A 22,034-nucleotide genomic window follows, 5' to 3' on the forward strand; every position below is an offset into this window, starting at 1 on the left:
CGCGCGCCGGGCGGCGGGCTCAGACCAGGCAGGTGGGCCCGAGGAGCTCTTTAAGGTCGCCCATCAGCGCCGGCGAGGCCGTGACCCGGAGCCTGTCGTCGAGGCGGACGACCGTGGTCCGCGGGCCGTTCTGCAGCTGCAGGTGGACCTCGGTCTGGCCCGGGTGGGCGCCGAGCACCTCCTTCAGGCCCTGGACGACCGGCGGGGTCACCCGGGTCACCGGCATCGAGACGGTGAGCGGCCGGCCCGCGTCGCTGACCGTCAGGTCCGGCTGGGTGACCTCCATCGCGATCAGCTTCGGCGTGTCCTCGCGCTTGTCGAGGCGCGCCTTCACGATGAGGATGGCGTCCTCGGCGAGCAGCGTGGAGCACAGCTGGTACGCCGACGGGAAGATCATCAGCTCGATGGCGCCCTCGAGGTCCTCCAGGGTGGTGAGCGCCCAGGAGTCGCCCTTCTTGGTGACCTTCCGCTGCAGTCCCGAGACCAGGCCGCCGACGGTGACGATCTGGCCGTCCGGCCGCTCGTCGGCGGTCAGCGCGGCGATCGAGCAGTCGACGTTGGCCGACAGGATGTGCTCGATGCCGAGCAGCGGGTGGTCGGAGACGTACAGGCCGAGCATCTCGCGTTCGAAGGCGAGCAGGGTGGTCTTGTCCCACTCCCCCTCCGGGATGGCGACGTCGAACGTGGTGTCCACCACGTCCTCGCCCCCGCCGAACAGTGAGTCCTGCCCGATCGCCTCGTTGCGCTTGATGTCGATGATCGCGTCGATGGCCTGCTCGTGCACCATGACGAGGCTCTTGCGCTCGTGGTTCAGGCTGTCGAAGGCGCCCGCCTTGATCAGCGACTCGACGACCCGCTTGTTGCAGACCTGCGGCGGCACCTTGCGCAGGAAGTCCTGGAAGTCGGTGAAGCGGCCCTTCTCCGTGCGGGCCTTGACGATCGCGTCGACGACGTTCTCGCCGACGTTGCGGATCGCGGACAGGCCGAACAGGATCTCGGTGTCGCCCTTCGGGGTGAAGTCGGAGTCGGACTCGTTGACGTCGGGCGTGAGCACCTTGATGCCCATGCGGCGGCACTCGTTGAGGTAGAGGGCGCTCTTGTCCTTGTCGTCCTTGACCGACGTGAGCAGCGCCGCCATGTACTCGGCGGGGTAGTTGGCCTTGAGGTAGGCGGTCCAGTACGAGACCAGGCCGTATCCGGCGGTGTGCGCCTTGTTGAACGCGTAGTCGGAGAAGGGCAGCAGGATGTCCCACAGCGCCTTGATCGCCTCTTTGGAGAAGCCCTTCTCCTGCATGCCGGACTCGAAGGTGGCGTACTGCTTGTCCAGCTCCGCCTTCTTCTTCTTGCCCATCGCGCGGCGGAGCAGGTCCGCCTGTCCGAGGCTGTACCCCGCGACCTTCTGCGCGATGGCCATGACCTGCTCCTGATAGACGATCAGGCCGTAGGTCGTGCTGAGGATCTCCTCGAGCGGCTCTTCCAGCTCCGGGTGGATCGGCGTGATCGGCTGCTGGCCGTTCTTGCGCAACGCGTAGTTGGTGTGGGAGTTCGCGCCCATGGGGCCGGGGCGGTACAGCGCGAGGGCCGCGGAGATGTCCTCGAAGTTGTCGGGGCGCATCAGCCGCAGCAGCGAGCGCATGCCGCCGCCGTCCAGCTGGAAGATGCCGAGCGTGTCGCCGCGCGCCAGCAGCTCGTACGCCTTCTTGTTGTCGAGCGGCAGCTTCAGCAGGTCCAGCTCGACGCCCTTGTTGGCCTTGATGGCCTTGACCGCGTCCTGCATGATCGTCAGGTTGCGCAGGCCCAGGAAGTCCATCTTCAGCAGGCCGAGCGTCTCGCAGGTCGGGTAGTCGAACTGCGTGATGATGACGCCGTCCGAGTCGCGGCGCATGATCGGGATGTGGTCGGTCAGCGGCTCCGCCGACATGATCACACCGGCGGCGTGCACGCCGGTCTGGCGGATCAGGCCCTCCAGGCCCTGCGCCAGATCCATGATCTGCTTGACGTCGGCTTCTTCCTCGTACAGCTTGCGCAGCTCGCCGGCCTCGCCGTACCTCGGGTGCTTCTCGTCGAAGATGCCCGACAGCGGGATGTCCTTGCCCATGACGGCGGGCGGGAACGCCTTGGAGATGCGGTCGCCGAGGGCGTACGGGTAGCCGAGGACGCGGCCCGCGTCCTTGATCGCGGCCTTCGCCTTGATGGTGCCGAAGGTGGCGATCATGGAGACCTTGTCGGCGCCCCACTTCTCGGTGACGTAGCGGATCGCGTCGGCGCGCCCACGCTCGTCGAAGTCGACGTCGATATCGGGCATGGACACGCGGTCGGGGTTGAGGAACCGCTCGAAGATCAGACCGTGCGGGAGCGGGTCGAGGTCGGTGATGCCCATCGCGTACGCGACGAGCGAGCCGGCGGCCGAGCCACGGCCCGGTCCGACCGCGATCCCGTTGTTCTTGGACCACATGATGAAGTCGGCGACGACGAGGAAGTAGGAGGGGAACCCCATCTGGCAGATGACGTCCATCTCGTACTCGGCCTGCTTGCGGTGCTCCTCGTCGATCCCCTCGGGGAAGCGCCGCTCCATGCCCCGCCAGACCTCTTTGCGGAACCACGACTCCTCGGTCTCACCCTCCGGCACCGGGAACCGCGGCATGAGGTTGCGGTACTCGAACATGCCGGTGGAGTCGACGCGCTCGGCGACGAGGAGGGTGTTGCGGCAGCCCTCGGCCCAGATATCGGACGTGTCGAGCGCCCGCATCTCGTCGGCGGTCTTGAGGTAGTAGCCGGACCCGTCGAACTTGAAGCGGCCCGGGTCGGACAGCTGCTTGCCGGTCTGGATGCACAGCAGCGCGTCGTGCGCGGACGCCTCGGACTCGCGCGTGTAGTGGGAGTCGTTGGTGACGACCGGCGGGATGCCCAGCCTCTTGCTGATCTCGATCAGGCCGTCGCGGACCCGGCGCTCGATGTCGAGACCGTGGTCCATCAGCTCCAGGAAGTAGTTCTCCTTGCCGAAGAGCTCCTGGTACCTGGCGGCGGCCTCCAGGGCCTTGTCGAAGTGGCCGAGGCGAAGCCGGGTCTGGACCTCCCCGGAGGGACAGCCGGTGGTGGCCATGAGGCCGGCCGAGTGCTCGGCCAGCAGCTCGAAGTCCATCCGGGCCCACTTGCGGACGAACCCCTCGGTGTAGGCCCGGCTGGTCAGCTTGAACAGGTTGTGCAGGCCCTCGGCGTTGCGCGCCCAGATCGTCTTGTGGGTGTAGTGGCCGCCACCGGAGACGTCGTCGCCCTTCTGGCTGGGCTCTCCCCAGCGCACCGGCTCCTTGTGGAACCGGGACGCCGGCGCGACGTACGCCTCGATGCCGACGATGGGGGTCACCCCGGCCGCGGTGGCCTGCTTGTAGAAGTCGTAGGCGCCGTGGGTGTTGCCGTGGTCGGTCATCGCGATGGCCGGCATCTTCTGCCGCTCGACCTCGGCGAACATCTCCTTGAGACGGGCCGCCCCGTCCAGCATGGAGTACTCGGTGTGCACATGCAGATGCACGAACGAGTCACTCATGCGGCTGCGCCTCCTTCAGGCATGCGACGCCACGCGTGCCCGGAGCACGCGCCGCGTCGGAAGTCGTCGTCTGGGGTGAGAGACCGGCCGGGGACCGGGTCCCCTGAGCCTAACGGTGCCACAGTGATCGCCGGGGCTCGACACTCCGGATGCCCGGTTTAAACCTGTTTTCGGTCGGCCATACCTCTCCTCCAGGCGAGGCGTCTCCGGTCGTGGCCGGCGGTCCGGACGGTGGCGCCCACCTCACCTACCAGGGTGTACCGCATCTCGGCCGGCGGATCGACCGTACGCGCGTCGCGGATCGATCACACTCCGCTGTCTTGTAAGGTCAGTGACCGTATAGCGGTTTTCGGGGGGAGCGAAAACCCGTCGAAATCGGAGGCTGCGTGTCCACAGCACTGGAACACCAGGGCACCGCGCCCGGCAACGAAGACGCCGGTTACGCCCAGTCCCTCGGCAACCGCCAGGTACGGATGATCGCCATCGGCGGGGCGATCGGCGTCGGGCTGTTCCTCGGAGCCGGCGGGAGGCTGGCGGCGGCCGGACCCGGCCTCGTCCTCTCGTACGCCGTCTGCGGCATCGCTGCGTTCTTCGTCATGCGGGCGCTCGGCGAGCTGGTCCTGCACCGGCCCAGCGCGGGCAGCTTCGTCACCTACGCCCGTGAGTTCATCGGCCCGTGGGCCGGCTTCGCCAGCGGCTGGCTGTACTGGCTGAACTGGGCGATGACCGGGGTGGCCGAGACCACCGCCGCCGGCATCTACGTGCACAAGTGGCTACCGCAGGTACCCCAGTGGGTCACGGCCCTGGTCGCCCTCGCCGTGCTCCTGGCCGTGAACCTCCTGTCGGTACGGCTCTTCGGCGAGCTGGAGTTCTGGTTCGCCGTGATCAAGGTGCTGGCCATCGTCGTCTTCCTCTTCGTGGGCCTGGGGCTGGTCCTCACCGGCGCCGGCATCGGCCACGACGGCCACGCGGGCGTCTCCAACCTCACCTCGCACGGCGGCTTCCTGCCGCACGGCGTGCCCATCGCCCTGATGAGCCTGCAGGCGGTCGTGTTCGCCTACTCGGGCATCGAGATGGTCGGCATCGCCGCCGGCGAGACCGAGAACCCTCGCAAGGTGCTGCCCGGCGCGATCGGCAGCGTCATCTGGCGGATCGGCATCTTCTACGTCGGCTCGGTCCTGCTGCTGACCATGATCCTGCCCTGGACGGTCTACAGCGCGGGCGAGAGCCCGTTCGTCACGGTGTTCTCCCGGCTCGGCGTCCCCGGCGCCGGCGACATCATGAACGCGGTCGTGCTCACCGCCGCCCTGTCGTCCTGCAACTCCGGCCTGTACTCCACCGGCCGCGTCATGCGGGCCCTGGCCGTCAAGGGCGAGGCGCCTGCCTTCGTGGGGCGGATGAGCGGGCGGCACGTGCCGTACGGCGGGATCCTGTTCACCTCGATCGTGCTGCTCCTCGGCGTGGTCCTGAACTACGTCGTGCCGAAGATGGCCTTCGACATCGCCACCTCGATCGCCTCCCTCGGCGTCGTCGCCGTGTGGGCGACCCTGATCTACTGCCAGCTCCGGCTCCGCGCCCGCGCGAACAGCGGCGAGATCGAGCGCCCGCCCTTCCGCATGCCGTGGGCGCCGGCGTCGAACTGGGTCACGCTCGGCTTCCTCGTCCTGGTCGTCGTCCTGATGGCCTTCGCGGACACCGCCAACAAGATCGCCTTCTGGTGCATCCCCGGCGTGGCCGTCGTGCTGTTCGCCGGCTGGCGCGTCATCCGCGACCGCCGAAACCCCTGACGACGCGAAGGCCGTCACCCGGGGTCCCGGCGCCCCGGCCGTCACGCCGAGGACAGGTCGTGCTCCTCGGAGGCCTCCAGGCCGGTCTCGATGACGGCCGTCATGATGCGGGCGAGCCGGTCGGCGCCCAGCCGCGGCGCGCGCGAGGCCATCGCCTCGACGATCTCGCGTTCGCGCCCGGGATCCCGGCCGGCGAAGCCGCCGACCGGCTTGAGCCGCTGCACGGTGGCCGCCAGTTCCGCACGGCGTTCCAGCAGCGTCGCCAGCGCCGCGTCGATCCGGTCGATCGCCGCCCGGGCACCGGGAATCGTCTCCGGCATGTCGTCGTCCGTCAGGGCCGCGAGAAGCGCCGCCTTGGCCTGCGGGTCCATCGGAATCTCCTTCCGGGGCGGGCCCGGAGCCGAGCCGCCCACGCGCGGTGGAAAAGCGAAAGGCAGAGCCCACGGGGCTCTGCCTTCGGCCGGCTCGGGGTCGTCGCTCAGGTCGCGTCGACCGGCTCACCCGGAGCCGGCTGCATAAACCCGAAATAACGACGATCCACGCGCCCAGGGTAGCCGTGGCGGCCGGAGGATCGCCACCCAGCGGAATCCTCGTCTCGGTCGATGAGACGAAGAGCCTTCCGGGAAAGGTCATCTCCGGGTGAACCGATGCCCTTCCCGCGGCCGGCGCCGTTCTGTCGCAGTGCGGGCGTATACAGGGACGGTGGTCCACGGTGCCCGCCACGGCGGTCGCCGGTCACCGGAGCGACGGACTCGAAGGGTCACCATGAGCACGGACAAGGCGGTCAAGGACGACTTCCTGCGGCAGGCGGCTCCCTACCGGCGCGAGCTGCTGGCGCACTGCTATCGGATGCTCGGTTCGGTGCACGACGCGGAGGACCAGGTCCAGGAGACCTACCTGCGCGCGTGGCGCTCCTATGACGGCTTCGAGGGCCGGTCCTCGCTGCGGACGTGGCTGCACCGGATCGCCACCCGGACCTGTCTCACCGCCCTGGAGAGCCGTGGCCGCCGGCCCCTGCCGACCGGTCTCGGCGAGCCGAGCGCCGACCCGTACGACGCGCTGGTCGAGGGGTCCGAGGTGCCCTGGCTGGAGCCGATCCCCGACGCGATGGCCGGCGCCGAGCACGCCGACCCCGCCGCGATCGTGACCTCGCGGGAGAGCATCCGGCTCGCGCTGATCGCCGCCCTGCAGCACCTGCCGCCGCGGCACCGCGCGGTGCTCATCCTCCGCGACGTGCTGAAGTGGCGGGCGGCCGAGGTGGCCGAGATCCTGGACACGACCACCACCGCGGTGAACAGCGTCCTGCAGCGCGCCCGCGCCCGGCTCGACGAGGTGACGCCGTCGCAGGCGGACCTGGCCGAGCCGACGTCGGCGGAGGAGCGCGCGCTGCTCGCCCGTTACGTCCGGGCGTTCGAGGAGTACGACGTCGCCGCCATCGTCGAGCTGCTCACCGCCGACGCCGTCTGGGAGATGCCGCCCTACACCGGCTGGTACCAAGGGGCGGAGAAGATCGGCCGGCTCATCGGCGCGCAGTGCCCCGCCGACGGCCCGGGCGCGATGCGGCTGGTGCCGGTCCGGGCGAACGGCCGGCCCGCCTTCGCCGTCTACCTGCGCGCCGCGGACGGCGCGCACCACGCCTTCGCGCTGCAGGTGCTCACGCCCACGCCCACCCGGGTCGCGCACGTCGCCATGTTCTTCGACCTGCGCCTCTTCACCACGTTCGGGCTGCCCGCCGTGCTGCCGGCCACGCCGGCACGGCCGATAGCATCGGTGCCATGAGCCCGGAGGTCGCGCACTACCGGCGGCACCCGGCCGAGCCGGGCGTCGACCTGCTGAGCGCCCGCTACGTCACCCACCGCTACACCAGGCACGCCCACGCCACCTACACCGTCGGGCTGATCGAGTCCGGGGTGGAGGAGTTCGAGCACGCCGGGTCGTTGCTACGGGCGGCCACCGGCCAGGTCGCGCTCCTCAACCCGGAGGTCGTCCACACCGGTCACGCGGGCGTCCCCGAGGGCTGGCGCTACCGCGTGCTCTACCCCTCCGTGGACGTCGTGGCGCAGGTCGCGGCCGAGCTGGGCGCCCCGCACGGCACGCCCTACTTCCCGCAGACGGTCGTGGACGACCCGGAGGCGGCGCGGCTGATCCGCGCCGTGCACCACAGCGCCGAGAGCGGCGACGCCCTGACCGCGTCCTCCACCCTGCACCGGGCGCTCGCCGGGCTCCTGGGCCGCCACGCCGTGCGGCCGCCCCGGTCCGTCCCGCCCGGCGCGCCGCCACGGGCGGTCCGCGCGGCCCGCGACATCCTGCACGAACACCTGTCCGACCCGCCGTCCCTGGACGACCTGGCCGCCATGGTCGGCACCGGCCGGTTCGCCCTGCTGCGCGCGTTCCGGGCCGCGTACGGGCTGCCGCCGCACGCCTACCTGACCAACCTGCGGGTCCAGCGCGCCCGCGCCCTCCTGGACGCCGGCGTCCGTCCCGCCGAGGTCGCGGCCGGCCTCGGGTTCACCGACCAGGCGCACCTCACGCGGCATTTCAAGCGGATCGTCGGAGTGCCGCCGGGCGCCTACCTGCTCGGCCGCCCCGCCTGACTCCGCGCCGCCCACCCGTCCGCCTCTCCGCCCGCCTGTCGCCTCTCCGCCCGGCCGCCCGCCTATCCGCCCGGCCGCCCGCCTGTCGCCTCTCGACCCGCCGCCCGGCCGTCCGCCTTGGCCGGGAGCGGGCCTGATCCGGCGCCGCCGGAAGCGGGAAGCCTCGGGCTGGAGCTGCAATTTCGTGCAAGACCGGGACGAGTCCGGCCGCCTAACCTGCGGGCATGGATTCGCAGAGACGCGCCGCCGTCCGCGACGGGCTGGGCGTCGGCCTGGCCGTCGGCCTGTCCGGGCTGGCGTTCGGCGCGGCGGCGGTCGCGGCCGGGCTCGGAGTCGCGCAGGCCTGCGCGCTGAGCATCGTGGCGTTCACGGGAGCGTCGCAGTTCGCGCTGGTCGGAGTGGTCGCCGGGGGCGGCAGCCTGATCGCCGGGGCCCTCGGGGCGATCCTGCTGGGCGGCCGCAACGCCCTGTACGGCCTGCGGCTCGCGCCGCTGCTCGGCGCGCGCGGGTGGCGCCGCCTGCCGACCGCTCACCTCGTCATCGACGAGACGACCGCGGTGGCCACGGCGCAGCCCGGCCCCCGATCGGCCCGGGCGGGGTTCTGGGCGACCGCGATCAGCCTCTACCTCACCTGGAACCTCGCCACCCTGTTCGGCGCGCTCGGCGCGGCCCGGCTGGGGAACCCGGAGACGTACGGCCTCGACGTCGTCGGCCCGGCGGCGTTCCTCGCCCTGCTGTGGCCCCGCCTCGCCTCCGGTGGCACCGAGCGGCTCGTGGCACTGCTCGCGATGGCCGTCGCGGTCGTGACGACTCCGCTGCTGCCTCCCGGCGTGCCGGTCATGGTGGCGGCCGTCGCCGCGCTGGCCGGGATCGCACGCCGCCGCACTCCCCCGGTACGCCGGGCCGGAGAGCTCTCCGGAGTCTCGATGGGAGAGTCATGACCGTCTGGGTCGCCGTGATCGCCACCGGGATCGGGTGCTACGCGCTCAAGCTCGCCGGGCTCGTCGCGCCCCAGCGCCTGCTGGACGATGACCGGGTGCGGCGGTTCACCGCGCTCGTGCCGGTCGCGCTGCTGACCGCGCTCGTCGCCGTGCAGACCCTCGCGCACGGGCGCGCCCTCGAACTGAACGGCCCCCGCCTGGCCGGTCTGGGCGCCACCGTCGTCGCGCTGCTCCTGCGAGCGCCGTTCCTGGTCGTGCTGGTGGTCGCGGCCGCCGTCGCCGCCGGTCTCCGCGTCCTCGGCGCGTAGGCCGCGGCGCGTAGGGCGCACGGCGCACGGAGCGCACGGCGCGACGCTCAAGGCGCTCGGCGCACGGAGCGCACGGCGCGACGCTCAAGGCGCTCGGCGCGGGACTCAGGGCGCTCGGGGTGCTCGGCACGGCGCACGGGGCGCACGGGCGCTCGGCACGGCGTACGGGGCGCTCGGCGCGGGGCTCAGGACGTTCGGTGCGCGTCCCGGCCGGCCCCCGCCGGCCGGGACGCCGGTTCACGTGGTCGCCGCGTCGAAGAACCAGGCGACGGTGAGTGCCCCGGGGTCGACGACGCCGCGGGCGTGCTCGCCGACGTAGCTGGCCCTGCCGCGCCGGGCGAGCAGGTCCTCTGTGGACGCGGCGCCCTCCTGGGCGGCGGCCGCCGCCGCGCGCAGGGCCGTCGTGGCGTCGGCGTCCCGTTCCGCCGCCTCGGCCAGCGCCCGGGCCGCGGGGACCATCGCGTCGACCATGGTCTTGTGCCCGACCTCGGCCTTGCCGAGCCGCTGCACGACCGCCGCGGCATTGGTCGCTGCCTCGCTCAGCGCCTTGGCCGTGATCTTCGCTCCGAGGGCCTTGGCGAACTCACGGAACCACATGCCGAACAGCGGGCCGCTGGTGCCGCCCGTGTTGAGGAAGGCGTTCGACACGGCGGTGAAGACCGCCTCCGGCGTGTCCGCGCCGGAGGCCTCGAGGCCCGCGGTGGCCCGGCGCACGGCGGAGGTGAGGTTCGTTCCGTAGTCGCCGTCCCCCGCCCGGCGGTCCAGCTCGGTGAGTTCGGCGCCGCGGCGCTCGACCTCGGCGATGAACCGCTCGATCCAGGCCCGCGCGTCGATGGTGGTGGTGTCCATGCCCGTGCTCCCGTCTCTCACCAGGTCAGCGCCGGGGTGCGGACCGGCGCGTCCCACAGCTCGACCAGTTCGTCGTCGGCGCGCAGCAGCGTGATCGAGCAGCCGCGCATGTCCAGTGAGGTCACATAGGAGCCGACGAGCGACCGGGCCACGTCGACGCCCAGGTCGTCCAGGATCGCGGTCAGTTCGCCGTGGACGGCGGCGAGTTCCAGGTCGTGCGTCGATCCGAGGCCGTTGACGATCGCGATCACGGAGTCGCCGTGCCCGAGCTCCAGGGCCTTGACGATCGGCCGGGTGAGCTCGCCGACGAGGTCGCGGACCGGGCCGTACGGCCGGCGCCCGACGCCCCGCTCGCCGTGGATGCCCACGCCGAACTCGATCTCGTCGTCGGCCAGCTCGAACGACGGCCGGTCCTGACCCGGCTGGGTGCAGGACGCCAGCGCGAGGGCCAGGGTCCGGGCCGAACGGGCCACGCGCCCGCCCAGCGCCACCAGGTCGTCCAGGGACGCTCCGCGTTCGGCGGCGGCACCGCAGATCTTCTCGACCGCGACGACCGCGGCCGTGCCCCGGCGTCCGGGGCCGCCCTCGTCCTGCCCGTCCGTGGCCAGGTCGTCGTCCACGAGCACGGTGCGGGTCTCGATGCCGTCGTCGGCGGCCAGTTCGGCGGCGATCTGGAAGTTCAGGACGTCACCGGTGTAGTTCTTGACGATCAGAAGCACGCCCTGACCGCGGTCGGCGGCCTCGATCGCCGCCTTGATCTGGTACGCGGTCGGGCTGGCGAAGACCGCGCCCGGCACCGCCGCGTCGAGCATGCCCGCTCCGACGAAGCCCACGTGCAGGGGTTCGTGGCCGGAGCCGCCGCCCGAGACGAGGGCGACCTTGTCCCCCTCGCGCCGGGCACGGATCACGAAGGCCGGGTCCTCATGGTGGCGGATCAGCGTGGGATGGGCGCGCGCGAACCCCCGCAGCGCCTCCGGCACGAGGTCGGCCGGATCGTTCACCAGCTGTCGTACGGGCATGACTCCTCCTTCACACATGAGGGCAGCCGGGAGACACCCGAAGTCTTCGACATCACCGCATAGCATTCGATAATGCCGAATGGCCCGAATCTAGGACGTCGGCCCGCTGTTGTAAAGTGCGGTCGGCAGGCGGGGCCTGGTGGCGACCGGAAGAGGGCGTGGATGATCCAGTCCGTCGATCGGGCGATCAGGGTCCTGGGCGTGCTGCAGGCCGAGCGCCACCTGAGCCTGTCCGAGATCGCCGCCCGGCTCGAGCTCGCGCCGTCCACCGTCCACGGCATCATCAAGACCCTGCAGGCGCACGGCCTGGTGCTCCAGGAGCAGGGGTCGGCGCGCTACCGGCTCGGTCCGGCGGTGCTCAAGCTCGGCAACGTCTACCTCGACACGCTCGAACTCCGCTCCCGGAGTCTCACCTGGGCCGGCGAGCTCGCGCGGACCACCGGTCACGCCGTCCGCGCCGGGGTGCTGCTGACGGACGAGGTCATGATCGTCCACCACGAGCCGCGGCCGGACGGATCCCGGCAGATGCCGGAGGTCGGCATCGTCATCCCCGCCCACGCCAGCGCGCTCGGCAAGGCCATCCTGGCCTACGCCCCCGATCGGGCCCGGTCGCTGGAGGCCGCCGGCCCGCTGCGCAGCATGACGCGGGACACGGTGACCGACCCGGTCGAGTTCCGCGCGGAGCTCGACCGGGTCCGCGCCGACGCCCTCGCCGAGGAGCGGGAGGAGGCCGTCATCGGCGAGTGCGGTCTGGCGGCGCCCATCTTCGACGGCTCCCGTACGGTCGTCGGCGCGATCGGCGTGGTCGTCCCGAAGCTCGAGTGGCCCGCGCCCGGCACGGCCGCCGGCACCGTACGGGAGGCGGCCCGCGCCATCTCCCGCGAGCTCGGCGCACCGGGCTGGCCCATGACGCCCTCGGAATGATCGCTCCCGGCCGCGGACCTCCTGGCCAAAGCATCATATGACCTCGGGTTATGATCTCGCTACGGCCGAATCCGCAGGTGATCGCGGTGGATGATCATTTCGGCGGCCGGATCGACCCGAGCGACCGACATACACGACGATTCATCCTTTACGCCAGGTAAAAGTTGATCTCCGTCATTCACGTCATGTCGCCCTTAGGTGACTACGTCGGTAAGATCGGTCCGCTTAGGTCAAACTCAGCGTGAATAACGAGATGCACCGCCGTCCCCGCTTACGGCACCGAGCATCGCCGGCCACCGAGTCAAGAGGTTCCTGCTGGTGTCACCCAAACTCAGCGTCGTCGTCCCTTTCTACAATGTCGAGCCGTACATCGAAGCGTGCCTGGAATCACTCGCCCGCCAGACGATGCGCGACCTCGAAGTCATCATGGTCGACGACGGGTCTCTGGATGACAGCACTGTGATCGCCAAGGCGTTCTCGGTGCGGGACCCTCGCTTCAAACTCGTCCAGCAGGAGAACCAGGGCCTCGGGCCCGCCCGCAACACCGGCACCGCCCACGCGACCGGTGAGTACATCGCCTTCGTCGACAGTGACGACATCGTCGCCCGCTCGGCGTACGAACTGCTCGTCGGGTCGCTCGACGAGACCGGCTCGGACCTGGCGGCCGGCAACGTCATGCGGTTCAACTCCGGCCGCGTCTGGCAGGGCTGGGCGCACGCCGAGCCGTTCCGCAAGACGAAGCAGAAGACCCACGTCACGTCCCAGACCAACCTCATGCAGGACCGGATGGTCTGGAACAAGGTCTTCCGGCGGTCCTTCTGGGACGCCAAGGACCTGCGCTTCCCCGGGATGCTCTACGAGGACTCCCCCGTGATGGTCCGTGCGCACGTCCTCGCGTCCTCGGTCGACGTGCTCAGCCCGCACGTGTACTACTGGCGGCAGCGTGACTCCGGCGAGCTGTCGATCACCCAGCGCAAGGCCGAGCTGGCCAACCTCGAGGACCGCATGCGTTCCGTGCAGCAGGTCCACGACTTCCTGCGCGAGCAGGCTCCGCAGCTGAAGGCCATCTACGACGGCTACGCCCTGGAGGTGGACCTGCGCGTCCTCGTCGAGGCGCTGCTGACCGCCCCGGAGGGCGACCAGAAGCGCATCCTCGAGCTCGGCCAGGAGTTCCTGCGGGACGTGGACCCGGCGATCCTCGACGATCTCAAGGTCTCGCACCGGCTGGGCTACCACCTCCTGGGCCGGGGAATGCTCCCGCAGCTCATCGAGGTCCTGAAGTTCGACCGGACCGAGAAGTGGCGGATGGAGGTCGTCCGCCGCGGCCGCCTGCGCCCCCACTACTACGCGAAGTACCCCTTCTTCGAGGACCCCTCCCTCAACCTGCCCGCGAACCTCTACGACATCGGCGAAGAGCTCGAGCTGCAGGCCGGCATCGACGACGTCACCCATCAGGACGGCCGGCTGCGCATCGAGGGGCACGCCTACATCCGGCACCTGCCGATGACGCAGGACAGCCGGCTCAGCGTCTGGCTGGAGCACACCAGGTCCAAGCGGAAGGTCGACCTCTCGGTCACGCGCGTACGGCGGCCCGACGTCACCGCCGACTCCGGGCAGGGCGCCGTCAGCTACGACGACTCCGGCTTCCGCGTCGACATCCCCCTCAACGACCTGCGGATCGACTCCTCCTGGAAGGCCGCCGACTGGCGCGTCCACGTCGCCGTCAAGACCGGGGGGCTCCGCCGTACCGGAACGATCACCAAGCAGGCCCCGGGCCGCGCCACCTGGACCCCCCTCATCGAGGTCGGTGACGGCGCCCGGGTCCAGGTGACCCACCCGAGCGCCGACCCCATCGTCATCCGCGTCAAACGGCCTGCCGTGATCGTCACCGGTCTGCGGCTCGACGGCGACACCGCCGAGCTCACCGGCTGGATCGACGGAACCCCGGAGACCTGCGAACTCCGGCTCACCCGCCGGCAGGGCGTCCGGGCCATCGACCTCCCCGCGCGGACCGAGCCGGCGGCCCCGGCCGGCGGCACCTCTTTCACCGCGCGGATACCGCTGGAGCAGCTCGCCGAGGACATCGACCTCGTCGACCGCGTCGTCAACGTCGCCCAGGTCGGCGAGGGCGTCCAGTGGGACCTCTCCCTGCTGGTGGACGGCAAGGCGCGCAAGCTCGCGATGAACGACGACGTCGAGGCGGTCCGGTACGCCTTCGGGGGCCGCGAGGTCACCGTCACCCGCACCCGGTACGGCAACCTGACCGCCGTCGAGCGCTCCACCCGCCCCGTCGTCGACCGGACCGAATGGCTCCCCGACGGCCGGCTCCGGCTGTCCGGAACCTCCGCCGAACGCCCCGCCGCGCTGATCCTGCGGCACCGGCGCGTCAGCCACGAGCACCGGTTCCCGCTGTCGTGGAACGGCGACCGCTTCACCGTCGAGTTCACCCCCGGCAAGATCGCCAAGCTGGCCGGTGAGCTGCCGCTCGCCAGCGGCAACTGGGCGTTCCTGGTCACCTCATCCACCGGCGACCTTCCCGTCGTCATCGACCGGCTCCGTCTCGCCGACCTCACCACGCCGCACGTCATCGGGAGCCACGAGTTCCGGCTCGCGTCGTACCAGACCGACGCCCTGCAGCTGAAGGTCCGCGCGGCGCTCGGCGACGACGAACGCGGGCGCTACGCGCAGCGGATCATCCAGGAGAGGGACTATCCGGCGTTCCGGCAGGAGCCGCTCCGGGACCTCGTCGTGTTCGACTGCTACGAGGGCGCCCAGTACTCCTGCAGCCCGCGGGCCGTCTACGAGGAACTCGAACGCCGCGGCGCCCCCTTCGAGTACGTCTGGGTGACCAAGGACGGGCAGTTCGAGGTGCCGGGCAGCGCCCGCAGCGTCCTGGTCGGCAGCCGCGAGCACTACCGCGCGCTCGCACAGGCGCGCTTCGTGTTCGGCAACTACGGCCAGTTCCCGTGGTTCGACAAGCGCGAGGGCCAGGTGTACGTCCAGACCTGGCACGGCACGCCGCTGAAGAAGCTGGCGTACGACCTCAAGGAGATGCCCTACCAGCGCACCGAGACCCTCGACTGGATGGAGCGCGAGGTCCCCCGCTGGGACGTACTGCTGTCCCCGAACCCCTTCACCACGCCGATCATGCGGCGTGCCTTCGGGTACGAAGGGGAGATCCTCGAGTCCGGGTACCCGCGCAACGACCTTCTCAAGAGCCCCCGCCGCGACGAGGTCGCCGCGTCGGTCCGCCGGCGCCTGAACATCCCCGAGGGGAAGACCGTCGTGCTGTACGCCCCGACGTGGCGCGACGATTACCACATCGCGGCCGGCAAGCGCGGATTCTCCCTGCAGCTCGACATCGAACGGGCCCGCGCCGCCCTCTCGGAGGACCACGTCCTGCTCGTCCGGACGCACTACCTGATCAGCGACCGGACGTGGTCCCAGATGGACGACTTCGTGATCGACGTGTCGTCCTACCCGGACATCACGGACCTGTACCTGGTGGCCGACGTCCTCATCACCGACTACTCCTCGGCGATGTTCGACTTCGCCGGCACCGGCAAGCCCATCCTCTACTTCACCTACGACCTGGAGCGGTACCGCGACCACGTCCGCGGGTTCTACTTCGACCTCGCGGCCGAGGCCCCCGGGCCGCTGCTGCAGACCTCCGACGAGGTGATCGAGGCCCTGTTCAACCTGCCCTCCGTGCACCAGCGGTACGCCGACGCCTACGACGCCTGGGTCCAGAAGTTCTGCCCGTGGGACGACGGCCACGCCGCCGCCCGCGTCATCGAGCACGTCATCGAGCGTTCCTGAACGCCGCCGGCCCGGCGCCCGCCCACCGCGCGCGCCGGGCCGGATCCCGCCTCAGGACTCCGCTCTGACCACGTCGAGGGCGTGCGCGAGGTCCGCCGGGTAGGGGCTCTCGAACTCCACCCAGTGGCCCTGTGCGGGGTGTTCGAAGCCGAGGCGGACCGCGTGCAGCCACTGGCGGGTGAGGCCGAGCCGGGCGGCGAGCGTCGGATCGGCGCCGTACAGGAAGTCTCCGGCGCACGGGTGGCGTACGGCGGACATGTGCACGCGGATCTGGTGGGTACGCCCGGTCTCGAGCTTGATGTCAAGCAGGCTCGCGGCCCGGAACGCCTCGATCGTGTCGTAGTGGGTGACCGAGGGACGGCCCCCCGCCACCACGGCGAACCGGCCGTCACCGGAGGGGTGCCGGTCGATCGGCGCGTCGATCGTGCCGCGCAGCGGATCGGGATGGCCCTGAACCAGCGCGTGGTACCGCTTGTCGACGGTCCGCTCCTTGAACGCGCGCTTCAGGCGGGAGTAGGCGACCTCGCTCTTGGCGACGACCATCGCCCCGGTGGTGTTGGCGTCGAGACGGTGGACGATGCCCTGGCGCTCGGCGGCGCCGCTGGTGGCCACCGTGTGCCCGGCGCCGAGGAGGCCGCCCAGCACGGTGGGCCCCGTCCAGCCGGTCGTGGGGTGGGCGGCGACGCCGATCGGCTTGCTGACCACGACGATGTCGGCGTCCTCGTACAGGATGGTCATGCCCGGGACCGGCTCGGGCTCGGGCATCGGCGCGGACGGCGGCGCGGGCAGCGTCACCTCGAGCCAGGTGCCGGCCTGCATTCGGTCGGACTTGGCGGCGGTCCGGCCGTCGACCAGGACGTCACCGGCCGCGATGACCTCGGCCGCGCGGGTACGTGACAGGCCGAACAACCGGGCGAGGGCGGCGTCGAGCCGCTCCCCCTCCAGACCGTCGGGCACGGGCAGGCTGCGGTGCTCGCCCATCAGTGCTTCGCATCCGGGACGGACGATCCCTCGCCGGCCGGACCGCCGCCGTCCGGCGTACCGCCGGCCTCAGGGGGCGGCCCGTCCTTGGGACGCGGACCGTCCTCGGCCGCCGGCCCGCCCGTGGCGGCCGGCCTCCCCCCGGGAGCGGGCTCAGCCGCGGAGGCGGGCCCGTCCTCGGTGGCCGTCCCGTCCTCGGTCGCCGTGCCGCCTCCGGCGCCGGATGCGGCCGGGGCGGCGGACTCGCTCCCGGGCCGGGCGGCGTCCTCCTTGCCGTCCCCGTCGCGGTAGACGGTGCCGTCCACCTGCAGTCCGCGGGAGGCCAGCACCACGGCCAGTGCCCCCCCGCAGACGATCGCCGAGTCGGCCAGGTTGAACACGGGCCAGTGCGGCAGCTCGATCCAGTCCACGACGTGGCCGCGCAGCGGCCCGGGTGACCGCAGCATCCGATCGGCGAGGTTGCCCAGCGCCCCGCCGAGCAGGAGGCCGAGGGTGATGGCCCAGGGCAGGCTGCGCAGCCGCCGGGCGTACCGCAGGATCGCCACGACCACCCCGGTGGCGATCACGGTGAAGACGTAGGTCATGCCGTTGCCGATGTTGAAGGCCGCGCCGCTGTTCCGGATCACCCGCAGGGTCAGCAGCCCGCCGAGCAGCTTGATCGGCGCGTGGTCCTGCAGGAGCGCCACGACGATGACCTTGCTGATCATGTCGATGGCGAGGGCGGCCGCCGCGACGGCGACGAGCACGCTGACGCGCCGCGGCGGCGCCGCGGCTTCTTCTTCTGGGTTCATGGCGTCGCTCAGCGACGCTCCTCGCGCTGTTTGCATCTCACACATAGGGTCGCACGCGGAAAAGCCTGCAAGCGCGCCTTGCCGATCGCCTGCCCGCAGGACTCGCACACACCATACGTGCCCTGGTCGATCCGGACGATCGCGCGTTCGTTCTGGGCGAGCAGGTCACGGGCGTTGTAGGTGAGCGCCATCGCCTGTTCCCGCTCGAACGTCTTCGCCCCCGCGTCCGCCTGATCGTCACCCGCGCCCTCGGCGGCATCATGGATACGCTCGGCGATCTGCGACTCGGCCGTCGCGATCTCGGCCGTCAACTCCCCCATCTCCGTCTGCAACCGATCGCGGACCTCGGACAGCTCGGTGCTGGTCCACAGGTCCTCCCCCTCGCGGACCGGAAGCCGTTCCGCGGTGGCCGTGGAGATCCTCTGGGCCTTGGCGGACCGGCGTCGCGTCCCGGTGCGCGGTGTAAGGGGCGCCTCGGCTGTGCGATTCTTATCTTCCGCACCAGTGGTACCGTCCATGTGGGCCCCCTCGCGCTGATCTTGTTTTCCGGCAGTGCGGGCAGCATAGGTCGCGGTTCGCCGGACGGCAAATGACCAGCGGTTGTCACACTCCGCATATCACCCATTACACCCTCGGAGCGTCGTTCGGCCCTGGCGTGTCATTACCCGCGCTTGACCTCGCCGGGTCGTCCGCAACCCCCTCCTGCCCGCCTCCGCTCCGTATTCGGGAAGAAGACACCCGCCTCCGTGCGTTATCGTCGCTATCGGCAAGGCGTTGATGGGGACACCTGCCGCCGTACGCAGTCATGAGCGACCCGGAGACGGTGCGAGTCCGGGGGCGAGCGCGGTGGTCTGATCACCCCTGAGCCGCCGGCAGAACGGCCCCACGGCCAAGTAGACCCGGCAGCCGACCGTAATGAGCGGGTCGTTCCCCCATCCCCGGAGCGGCCAAGGAGGGTGGTACCGCGGGGCTCGCCGCCTCGTCCCTCCGGTCCACGTGCTGATTTCGTGAACGCCGGAGGTGCACCCGAATGCCCGACGAGCCGCAGGTCACGCCCGAGAGCGGGCGCGGCAGGCTGCGTACCCTTCCCGCGCAGGTCGACCTTCCCGCCCTGGAGCGCGAGGTCCTTGCCCGGTGGCGGCAGGGCAAGGTCTTCCAGCGGTCCCTGGAACAGACCGAGACCGGCCCGCAGTGGGTCTTCTACGAAGGACCGCCGACCGCGAACGGCATGCCCGGCGTGCACCACGTCGAGGCACGCGTGTTCAAGGACCTGTTCCCGCGCTTCAAGACGATGAAGGGCTACAGCGTCCGCCGCAAGGCCGGCTGGGACTGCCACGGCCTGCCCGTCGAGGTGGCCGTGGAGAAAGAGCTCGGCATCTCCGGCAAGCGCGACATCGAGTCGTACGGCGTCGCGGAGTTCAACGCCCGCTGCCGCGAGTCCGTGCTACGCCACGTCGACGCCTTCGAGGCGATGACCGAGCGCATGGGCTACTGGGTCGACCTCGCCCAGGCGTACCGCACGATGGACCCCGAATACGTCGAGGCGGTCTGGTGGTCCCTCAAGACCGTCTTCGACAAGGGCCTGCTCGTCCGCGACCACCGCATCAGCCCGTACTGCCCGCGCTGTGGCACCCCGCTGTCCGACCACGAGCTGGGCCAGCCGGGCGGGTACGAAACGGTCACCGACCCGTCGGTCACGGTGCGGTTCCCGATCACCGAGGGGCCGCTCGAGGGCGCCGACCTCCTCATCTGGACCACGACCCCCTGGACGCTGGTGTCCAACACCGCCGTCGCCGTGCACCCGGACGTGACGTACGTCGTCGCCGCCCGGTCCGGCGAGCCGGGCCGTGTCGTGGTCGCCGAGCCGCTGTTCGCCCGCGTCCTCGGCGAGGGCTGGCACATCCTGTCCCGCCTCCAGGGCTCCGAGCTCGTCGGCACGCCGTACCGCCGCCCGTTCGACCTCGTCGAGATCCCGAACGCGCACCGGGTGCTGGGCGCCGAGTTCGTCACCACCGAGGACGGCACCGGCCTCGTGCACATGGCCCCCGCGTTCGGCGCCGACGACTTCGCGACCTGCCGGGCGGCCGGCATGCCCATCGTCAACCCCGTCAACCCGGACGGCCGGTTCGACCTGCCGGTGCCGCTCGTCGGCGGCACGTTCTTCAAGGACGCCGACGCGCGCCTCGTCGAGGACCTGCGCGAGCGCGGCCTGCTCTTCCGCGTCGAACGGTACGAGCACAGCTACCCGCACTGCTGGCGGTGCCACACGCCGCTGCTGTACTACGCGCTGCCCGCCTGGTACATCAAGACCACCGCGATCAAGGACCGGCTCCTCGCGGAGAACGAGCGCACCAACTGGTTCCCGGCCACGATCAAGGAGGGCCGGTACGGCGAGTGGCTGCGGAACAACGTCGACTGGTCCCTGTCGCGCAGCCGCTACTGGGGCACCCCGCTGCCGATCTGGCTGTGCGAGGACGACCACGCGGCCTGCGTCGGCTCCCTCAAGGAACTCGGTGAGCTCGCCGGGCAGGACCTCAGCGCGCTCGACCCGCACCGCCCGTACGTCGACGACGTCACCTTCGCCTGCCCCGAGTGCGGCAAGGAGGCCCGCCGCGTCCCGGACGTCATCGACGCCTGGTACGACTCCGGGTCCATGCCGTTCGCCCAGTGGGGCGCGCCGCACCGGCGCAAGGAGATCTTCGAGGCGTCCTACCCGGCGCAGTACATCTGCGAGGCCATCGACCAGACCCGCGGCTGGTTCTACTCGCTGATGGCCGTCGGCGCGCTCGTCTTCGACCGCTCGTCGTACGAGAACGTCGTCTGCCTCGGCCACATCCTCGCCGAGGACGGCCGGAAGATGAGCAAGCACCTCGGCAACGTCCTCGAGCCGATCCCGCTCATGGACAAGCACGGCGCCGACGCACTGCGCTGGTACATGGCCGCCGCCGGCCAGCCGTGGGCGGCCCGCCGGGTCGGGGACGCGGCACTCGAGGAGATCGTCCGCAAGATCCTCCTCACCTACTGGAACACCGCGTCGTTCTTCGCGCTGTACGCCAACGCCGCGGGCTGGACCCCGGACACGCCGGCCCCCGCGTACGCCGACCGGCCGCTGCTCGACCGGTGGGTGCTGGCCGAACTGCACCGTACGGTCCGCGAGGTGGACACCGCGCTGGAGGGCTTCGACACGGCCGCCGCCGGGCGTCGCCTCGCGGAGTTCATCGACGACCTGTCCAACTGGTACGTCCGCCGCTCCCGGCGCCGGTTCTGGGAGGGACCGGAGCAGGACGGCACCGGAGAGAACGCCGCGGCCTTCGCCACCCTCTACGAATGCCTGGAGACGCTGACGCGGCTCATGGCGCCGATCGCCCCGTTCGTCACCGACTACGTGTGGGACGTCCTGCGGCGTGACGGTGACGCGGACTCGGTGCACCTGGCCTCCTGGCCGGAGGTGGACGAGACGCTCCTCGACCCGGAGCTGTCCGCCCGGATGGCGCTCGTCCGGCGCCTCGTCGAGCTCGGCCGGTCCGCGCGGGCCGCCTCGGGCGTCCGCACCCGCCAGCCGCTCGGCCGCGCGCTCGTCGGCGCCGCGGGCTGGGCGTCGCTCCCCGACGAGCTGCGCGCCCAGATCGCCGACGAGCTCAACGTCCAGGGCTTCGACACGCTCGCCTCCATCGGCGGCGAACTCGTCGAGTACCAGGTCAAGCCGAACTTCCGCGAGCTGGGCAAGCGCTTCGCCAAGCAGACGCCGAAGGTCGCGGCGGCCGTCACCTCGGCCGACCCGGCCGGGCTCGTCCACGCCCTGCGCGACTCCGGCACGGCGACCGTCGACGCCGCCGAAGTCGGGAAGGTCGACCTGACGCCCGACGACGTCATCGTCACCGAACGGCCGCGCAGCGGCTGGGCGGTGGAGAGCGCCGCCGGGGAGACCGTCGCGCTGGACCTGACCGTCACACCGGAGCTCCGCCGCGCCGGTCTCGCCCGCGAGGTCATCCGGCTCGTCCAGGACGCCCGTAAGAACAGCGGCCTGGACATCTCCGACCGGATCGACCTGTGGTGGCGGACCAGCGACGCCGAGCTCGCCGACGCGCTGCGCGGGCACGGTGACGAAGTGGCCGGCGAGGTGCTCGCGGACACCTGGCAGGACGGCGAGCCCGACGCGGACCTGCCGGCCTTCCGGGACGAGGAACTGCGCCTGACCTTCTGGCTGCGCCGCTCCGCCTGACCGGACTCCCCGGCCTCCCCTGCGGGACCGCCTGCCCGTCTCCGCCACTCGGCGGGACGGCCGGCGGTCCCGCAGGCGTCCGCGCCACCGCCCCGTACCCGAGCCGACGCGTCCGCGGCCGCTCCCGACGGAGCCGAGCCGCGCCTGACAGGACCGAACGAACCCCGAGCCAGACGGAGCAAGCCGAGTTCAGGCCGGGCCACGCTGGACTGAGTCGAGCCGGCCGGATTGGACCGAGCGTCCCACGCCCAGTCG

15 protein-coding genes are annotated in these 22,034 nt (G+C 71.3%); 8 read left to right on the top strand and 7 right to left on the bottom strand.

The features are described from left to right. Positions 1-19: 19 nt before the first annotated feature. The gene (dnaE, locus tag NE235_RS05225; protein ID WP_252799782.1) at positions 20-3,544 is read right to left on the bottom strand and encodes a DNA polymerase III subunit alpha; all 3,525 of its coding nucleotides are present in this window, start codon (positions 3,542-3,544) and stop codon (positions 20-22) included. A 386-nt stretch (positions 3,545-3,930) separates the two neighbouring features. Between dnaE and NE235_RS05230 the strand changes: the two genes are divergently transcribed. Further along, the gene (locus tag NE235_RS05230; RefSeq protein WP_252799783.1) at positions 3,931-5,331 is read left to right on the top strand and encodes an amino acid permease; all 1,401 of its coding nucleotides are present in this window, start codon (positions 3,931-3,933) and stop codon (positions 5,329-5,331) included. Positions 5,332-5,372: 41 nt separating this feature from the next. Here the strand turns inward: NE235_RS05230 and NE235_RS05235 are convergent, their stop codons facing one another. Next, the gene (locus NE235_RS05235; protein WP_252799945.1) at positions 5,373-5,651 is read right to left on the bottom strand and encodes a chorismate mutase; all 279 of its coding nucleotides are present in this window, start codon (positions 5,649-5,651) and stop codon (positions 5,373-5,375) included. A gap of 382 nt (positions 5,652-6,033) precedes the next feature. On the opposite strand from NE235_RS05235, the gene NE235_RS05240 reads away from it, so the two are divergent. The 4 genes from NE235_RS05240 to NE235_RS05255 all read left to right on the top strand — a co-directional run bounded on the left by NE235_RS05240 (position 6,034) and on the right by NE235_RS05255 (position 9,174). Beyond that, a complete protein-coding gene (locus tag NE235_RS05240; RefSeq protein ID WP_308206023.1) occupies positions 6,034-7,110 on the top strand; it encodes a sigma-70 family RNA polymerase sigma factor in 1,077 nt (358 codons plus the stop codon). Next, a complete protein-coding gene (locus tag NE235_RS05245) occupies positions 7,107-7,925 on the top strand; it encodes an AraC family transcriptional regulator (protein ID WP_252799785.1) in 819 nt (272 codons plus the stop codon). Before NE235_RS05240 ends, NE235_RS05245 begins: the two co-directional genes overlap by 4 nt. Before the next feature lie 224 nt (positions 7,926-8,149). Continuing rightward, a complete protein-coding gene (locus tag NE235_RS05250) occupies positions 8,150-8,866 on the top strand; it encodes an AzlC family ABC transporter permease (RefSeq protein ID WP_252799786.1) in 717 nt (238 codons plus the stop codon). Further along, the gene (locus NE235_RS05255; protein ID WP_252799787.1) at positions 8,863-9,174 is read left to right on the top strand and encodes an AzlD domain-containing protein; all 312 of its coding nucleotides are present in this window, start codon (positions 8,863-8,865) and stop codon (positions 9,172-9,174) included. The genes NE235_RS05250 and NE235_RS05255 overlap by 4 nt, the downstream gene beginning before the upstream one ends. 237 nt (positions 9,175-9,411) lie before the next feature. Here NE235_RS05255 and dhaL read toward each other — a convergent pair whose 3' ends face one another. Together dhaL and NE235_RS05265 are read right to left on the bottom strand one after the other, a co-directional pair. Next, complete coding sequence (gene dhaL, locus NE235_RS05260; RefSeq protein ID WP_252799788.1) at positions 9,412-10,023, bottom strand: dihydroxyacetone kinase subunit DhaL; 612 nt, start codon at positions 10,021-10,023, stop codon at positions 9,412-9,414. A 17-nt stretch (positions 10,024-10,040) separates the two neighbouring features. Beyond that, the gene (locus NE235_RS05265; protein WP_252799789.1) at positions 10,041-11,042 is read right to left on the bottom strand and encodes a dihydroxyacetone kinase subunit DhaK; all 1,002 of its coding nucleotides are present in this window, start codon (positions 11,040-11,042) and stop codon (positions 10,041-10,043) included. A 162-nt stretch (positions 11,043-11,204) separates the two neighbouring features. On the opposite strand from NE235_RS05265, the gene NE235_RS38840 reads away from it, so the two are divergent. Both NE235_RS38840 and NE235_RS05280 read left to right on the top strand, forming a co-directional pair. After that, complete coding sequence (locus NE235_RS38840) at positions 11,205-11,966, top strand: IclR family transcriptional regulator (RefSeq protein ID WP_425542345.1); 762 nt, start codon at positions 11,205-11,207, stop codon at positions 11,964-11,966. 318 nt (positions 11,967-12,284) lie between these two features. Then, the gene (locus NE235_RS05280; RefSeq protein WP_252799790.1) at positions 12,285-15,785 is read left to right on the top strand and encodes a bifunctional glycosyltransferase/CDP-glycerol:glycerophosphate glycerophosphotransferase; all 3,501 of its coding nucleotides are present in this window, start codon (positions 12,285-12,287) and stop codon (positions 15,783-15,785) included. Positions 15,786-15,836: 51 nt separating this feature from the next. Here NE235_RS05280 and NE235_RS05285 read toward each other — a convergent pair whose 3' ends face one another. The 3 genes from NE235_RS05285 to NE235_RS05295 are packed head-to-tail and all read right to left on the bottom strand — an operon-like array spanning position 15,837 to position 17,976. Beyond that, positions 15,837-16,766 carry an RluA family pseudouridine synthase gene (locus tag NE235_RS05285; RefSeq protein ID WP_252799791.1) on the bottom strand — a complete coding sequence of 310 codons (930 nt, stop codon included), beginning with the start codon at positions 16,764-16,766 and terminating at the stop codon, positions 15,837-15,839. Next, a complete protein-coding gene (gene lspA / locus NE235_RS05290; RefSeq protein ID WP_252799792.1) occupies positions 16,766-17,557 on the bottom strand; it encodes a signal peptidase II in 792 nt (263 codons plus the stop codon). Before lspA ends, NE235_RS05285 begins: the two co-directional genes overlap by 1 nt. An 8-nt stretch (positions 17,558-17,565) precedes the next feature. Beyond that, the gene (locus NE235_RS05295) at positions 17,566-17,976 is read right to left on the bottom strand and encodes a TraR/DksA family transcriptional regulator (protein ID WP_252799947.1); all 411 of its coding nucleotides are present in this window, start codon (positions 17,974-17,976) and stop codon (positions 17,566-17,568) included. 611 nt (positions 17,977-18,587) lie between these two features. On the opposite strand from NE235_RS05295, the gene ileS reads away from it, so the two are divergent. Beyond that, the gene (gene ileS, locus NE235_RS05300) at positions 18,588-21,779 is read left to right on the top strand and encodes an isoleucine--tRNA ligase (protein ID WP_252799793.1); all 3,192 of its coding nucleotides are present in this window, start codon (positions 18,588-18,590) and stop codon (positions 21,777-21,779) included. Positions 21,780-22,034: the final 255 nt, after the last annotated feature.

This window comes from Actinoallomurus spadix, assembly GCF_024055725.1.
Classification (GTDB): domain Bacteria; phylum Actinomycetota; class Actinomycetes; order Streptosporangiales; family Streptosporangiaceae; genus Actinoallomurus; species Actinoallomurus spadix.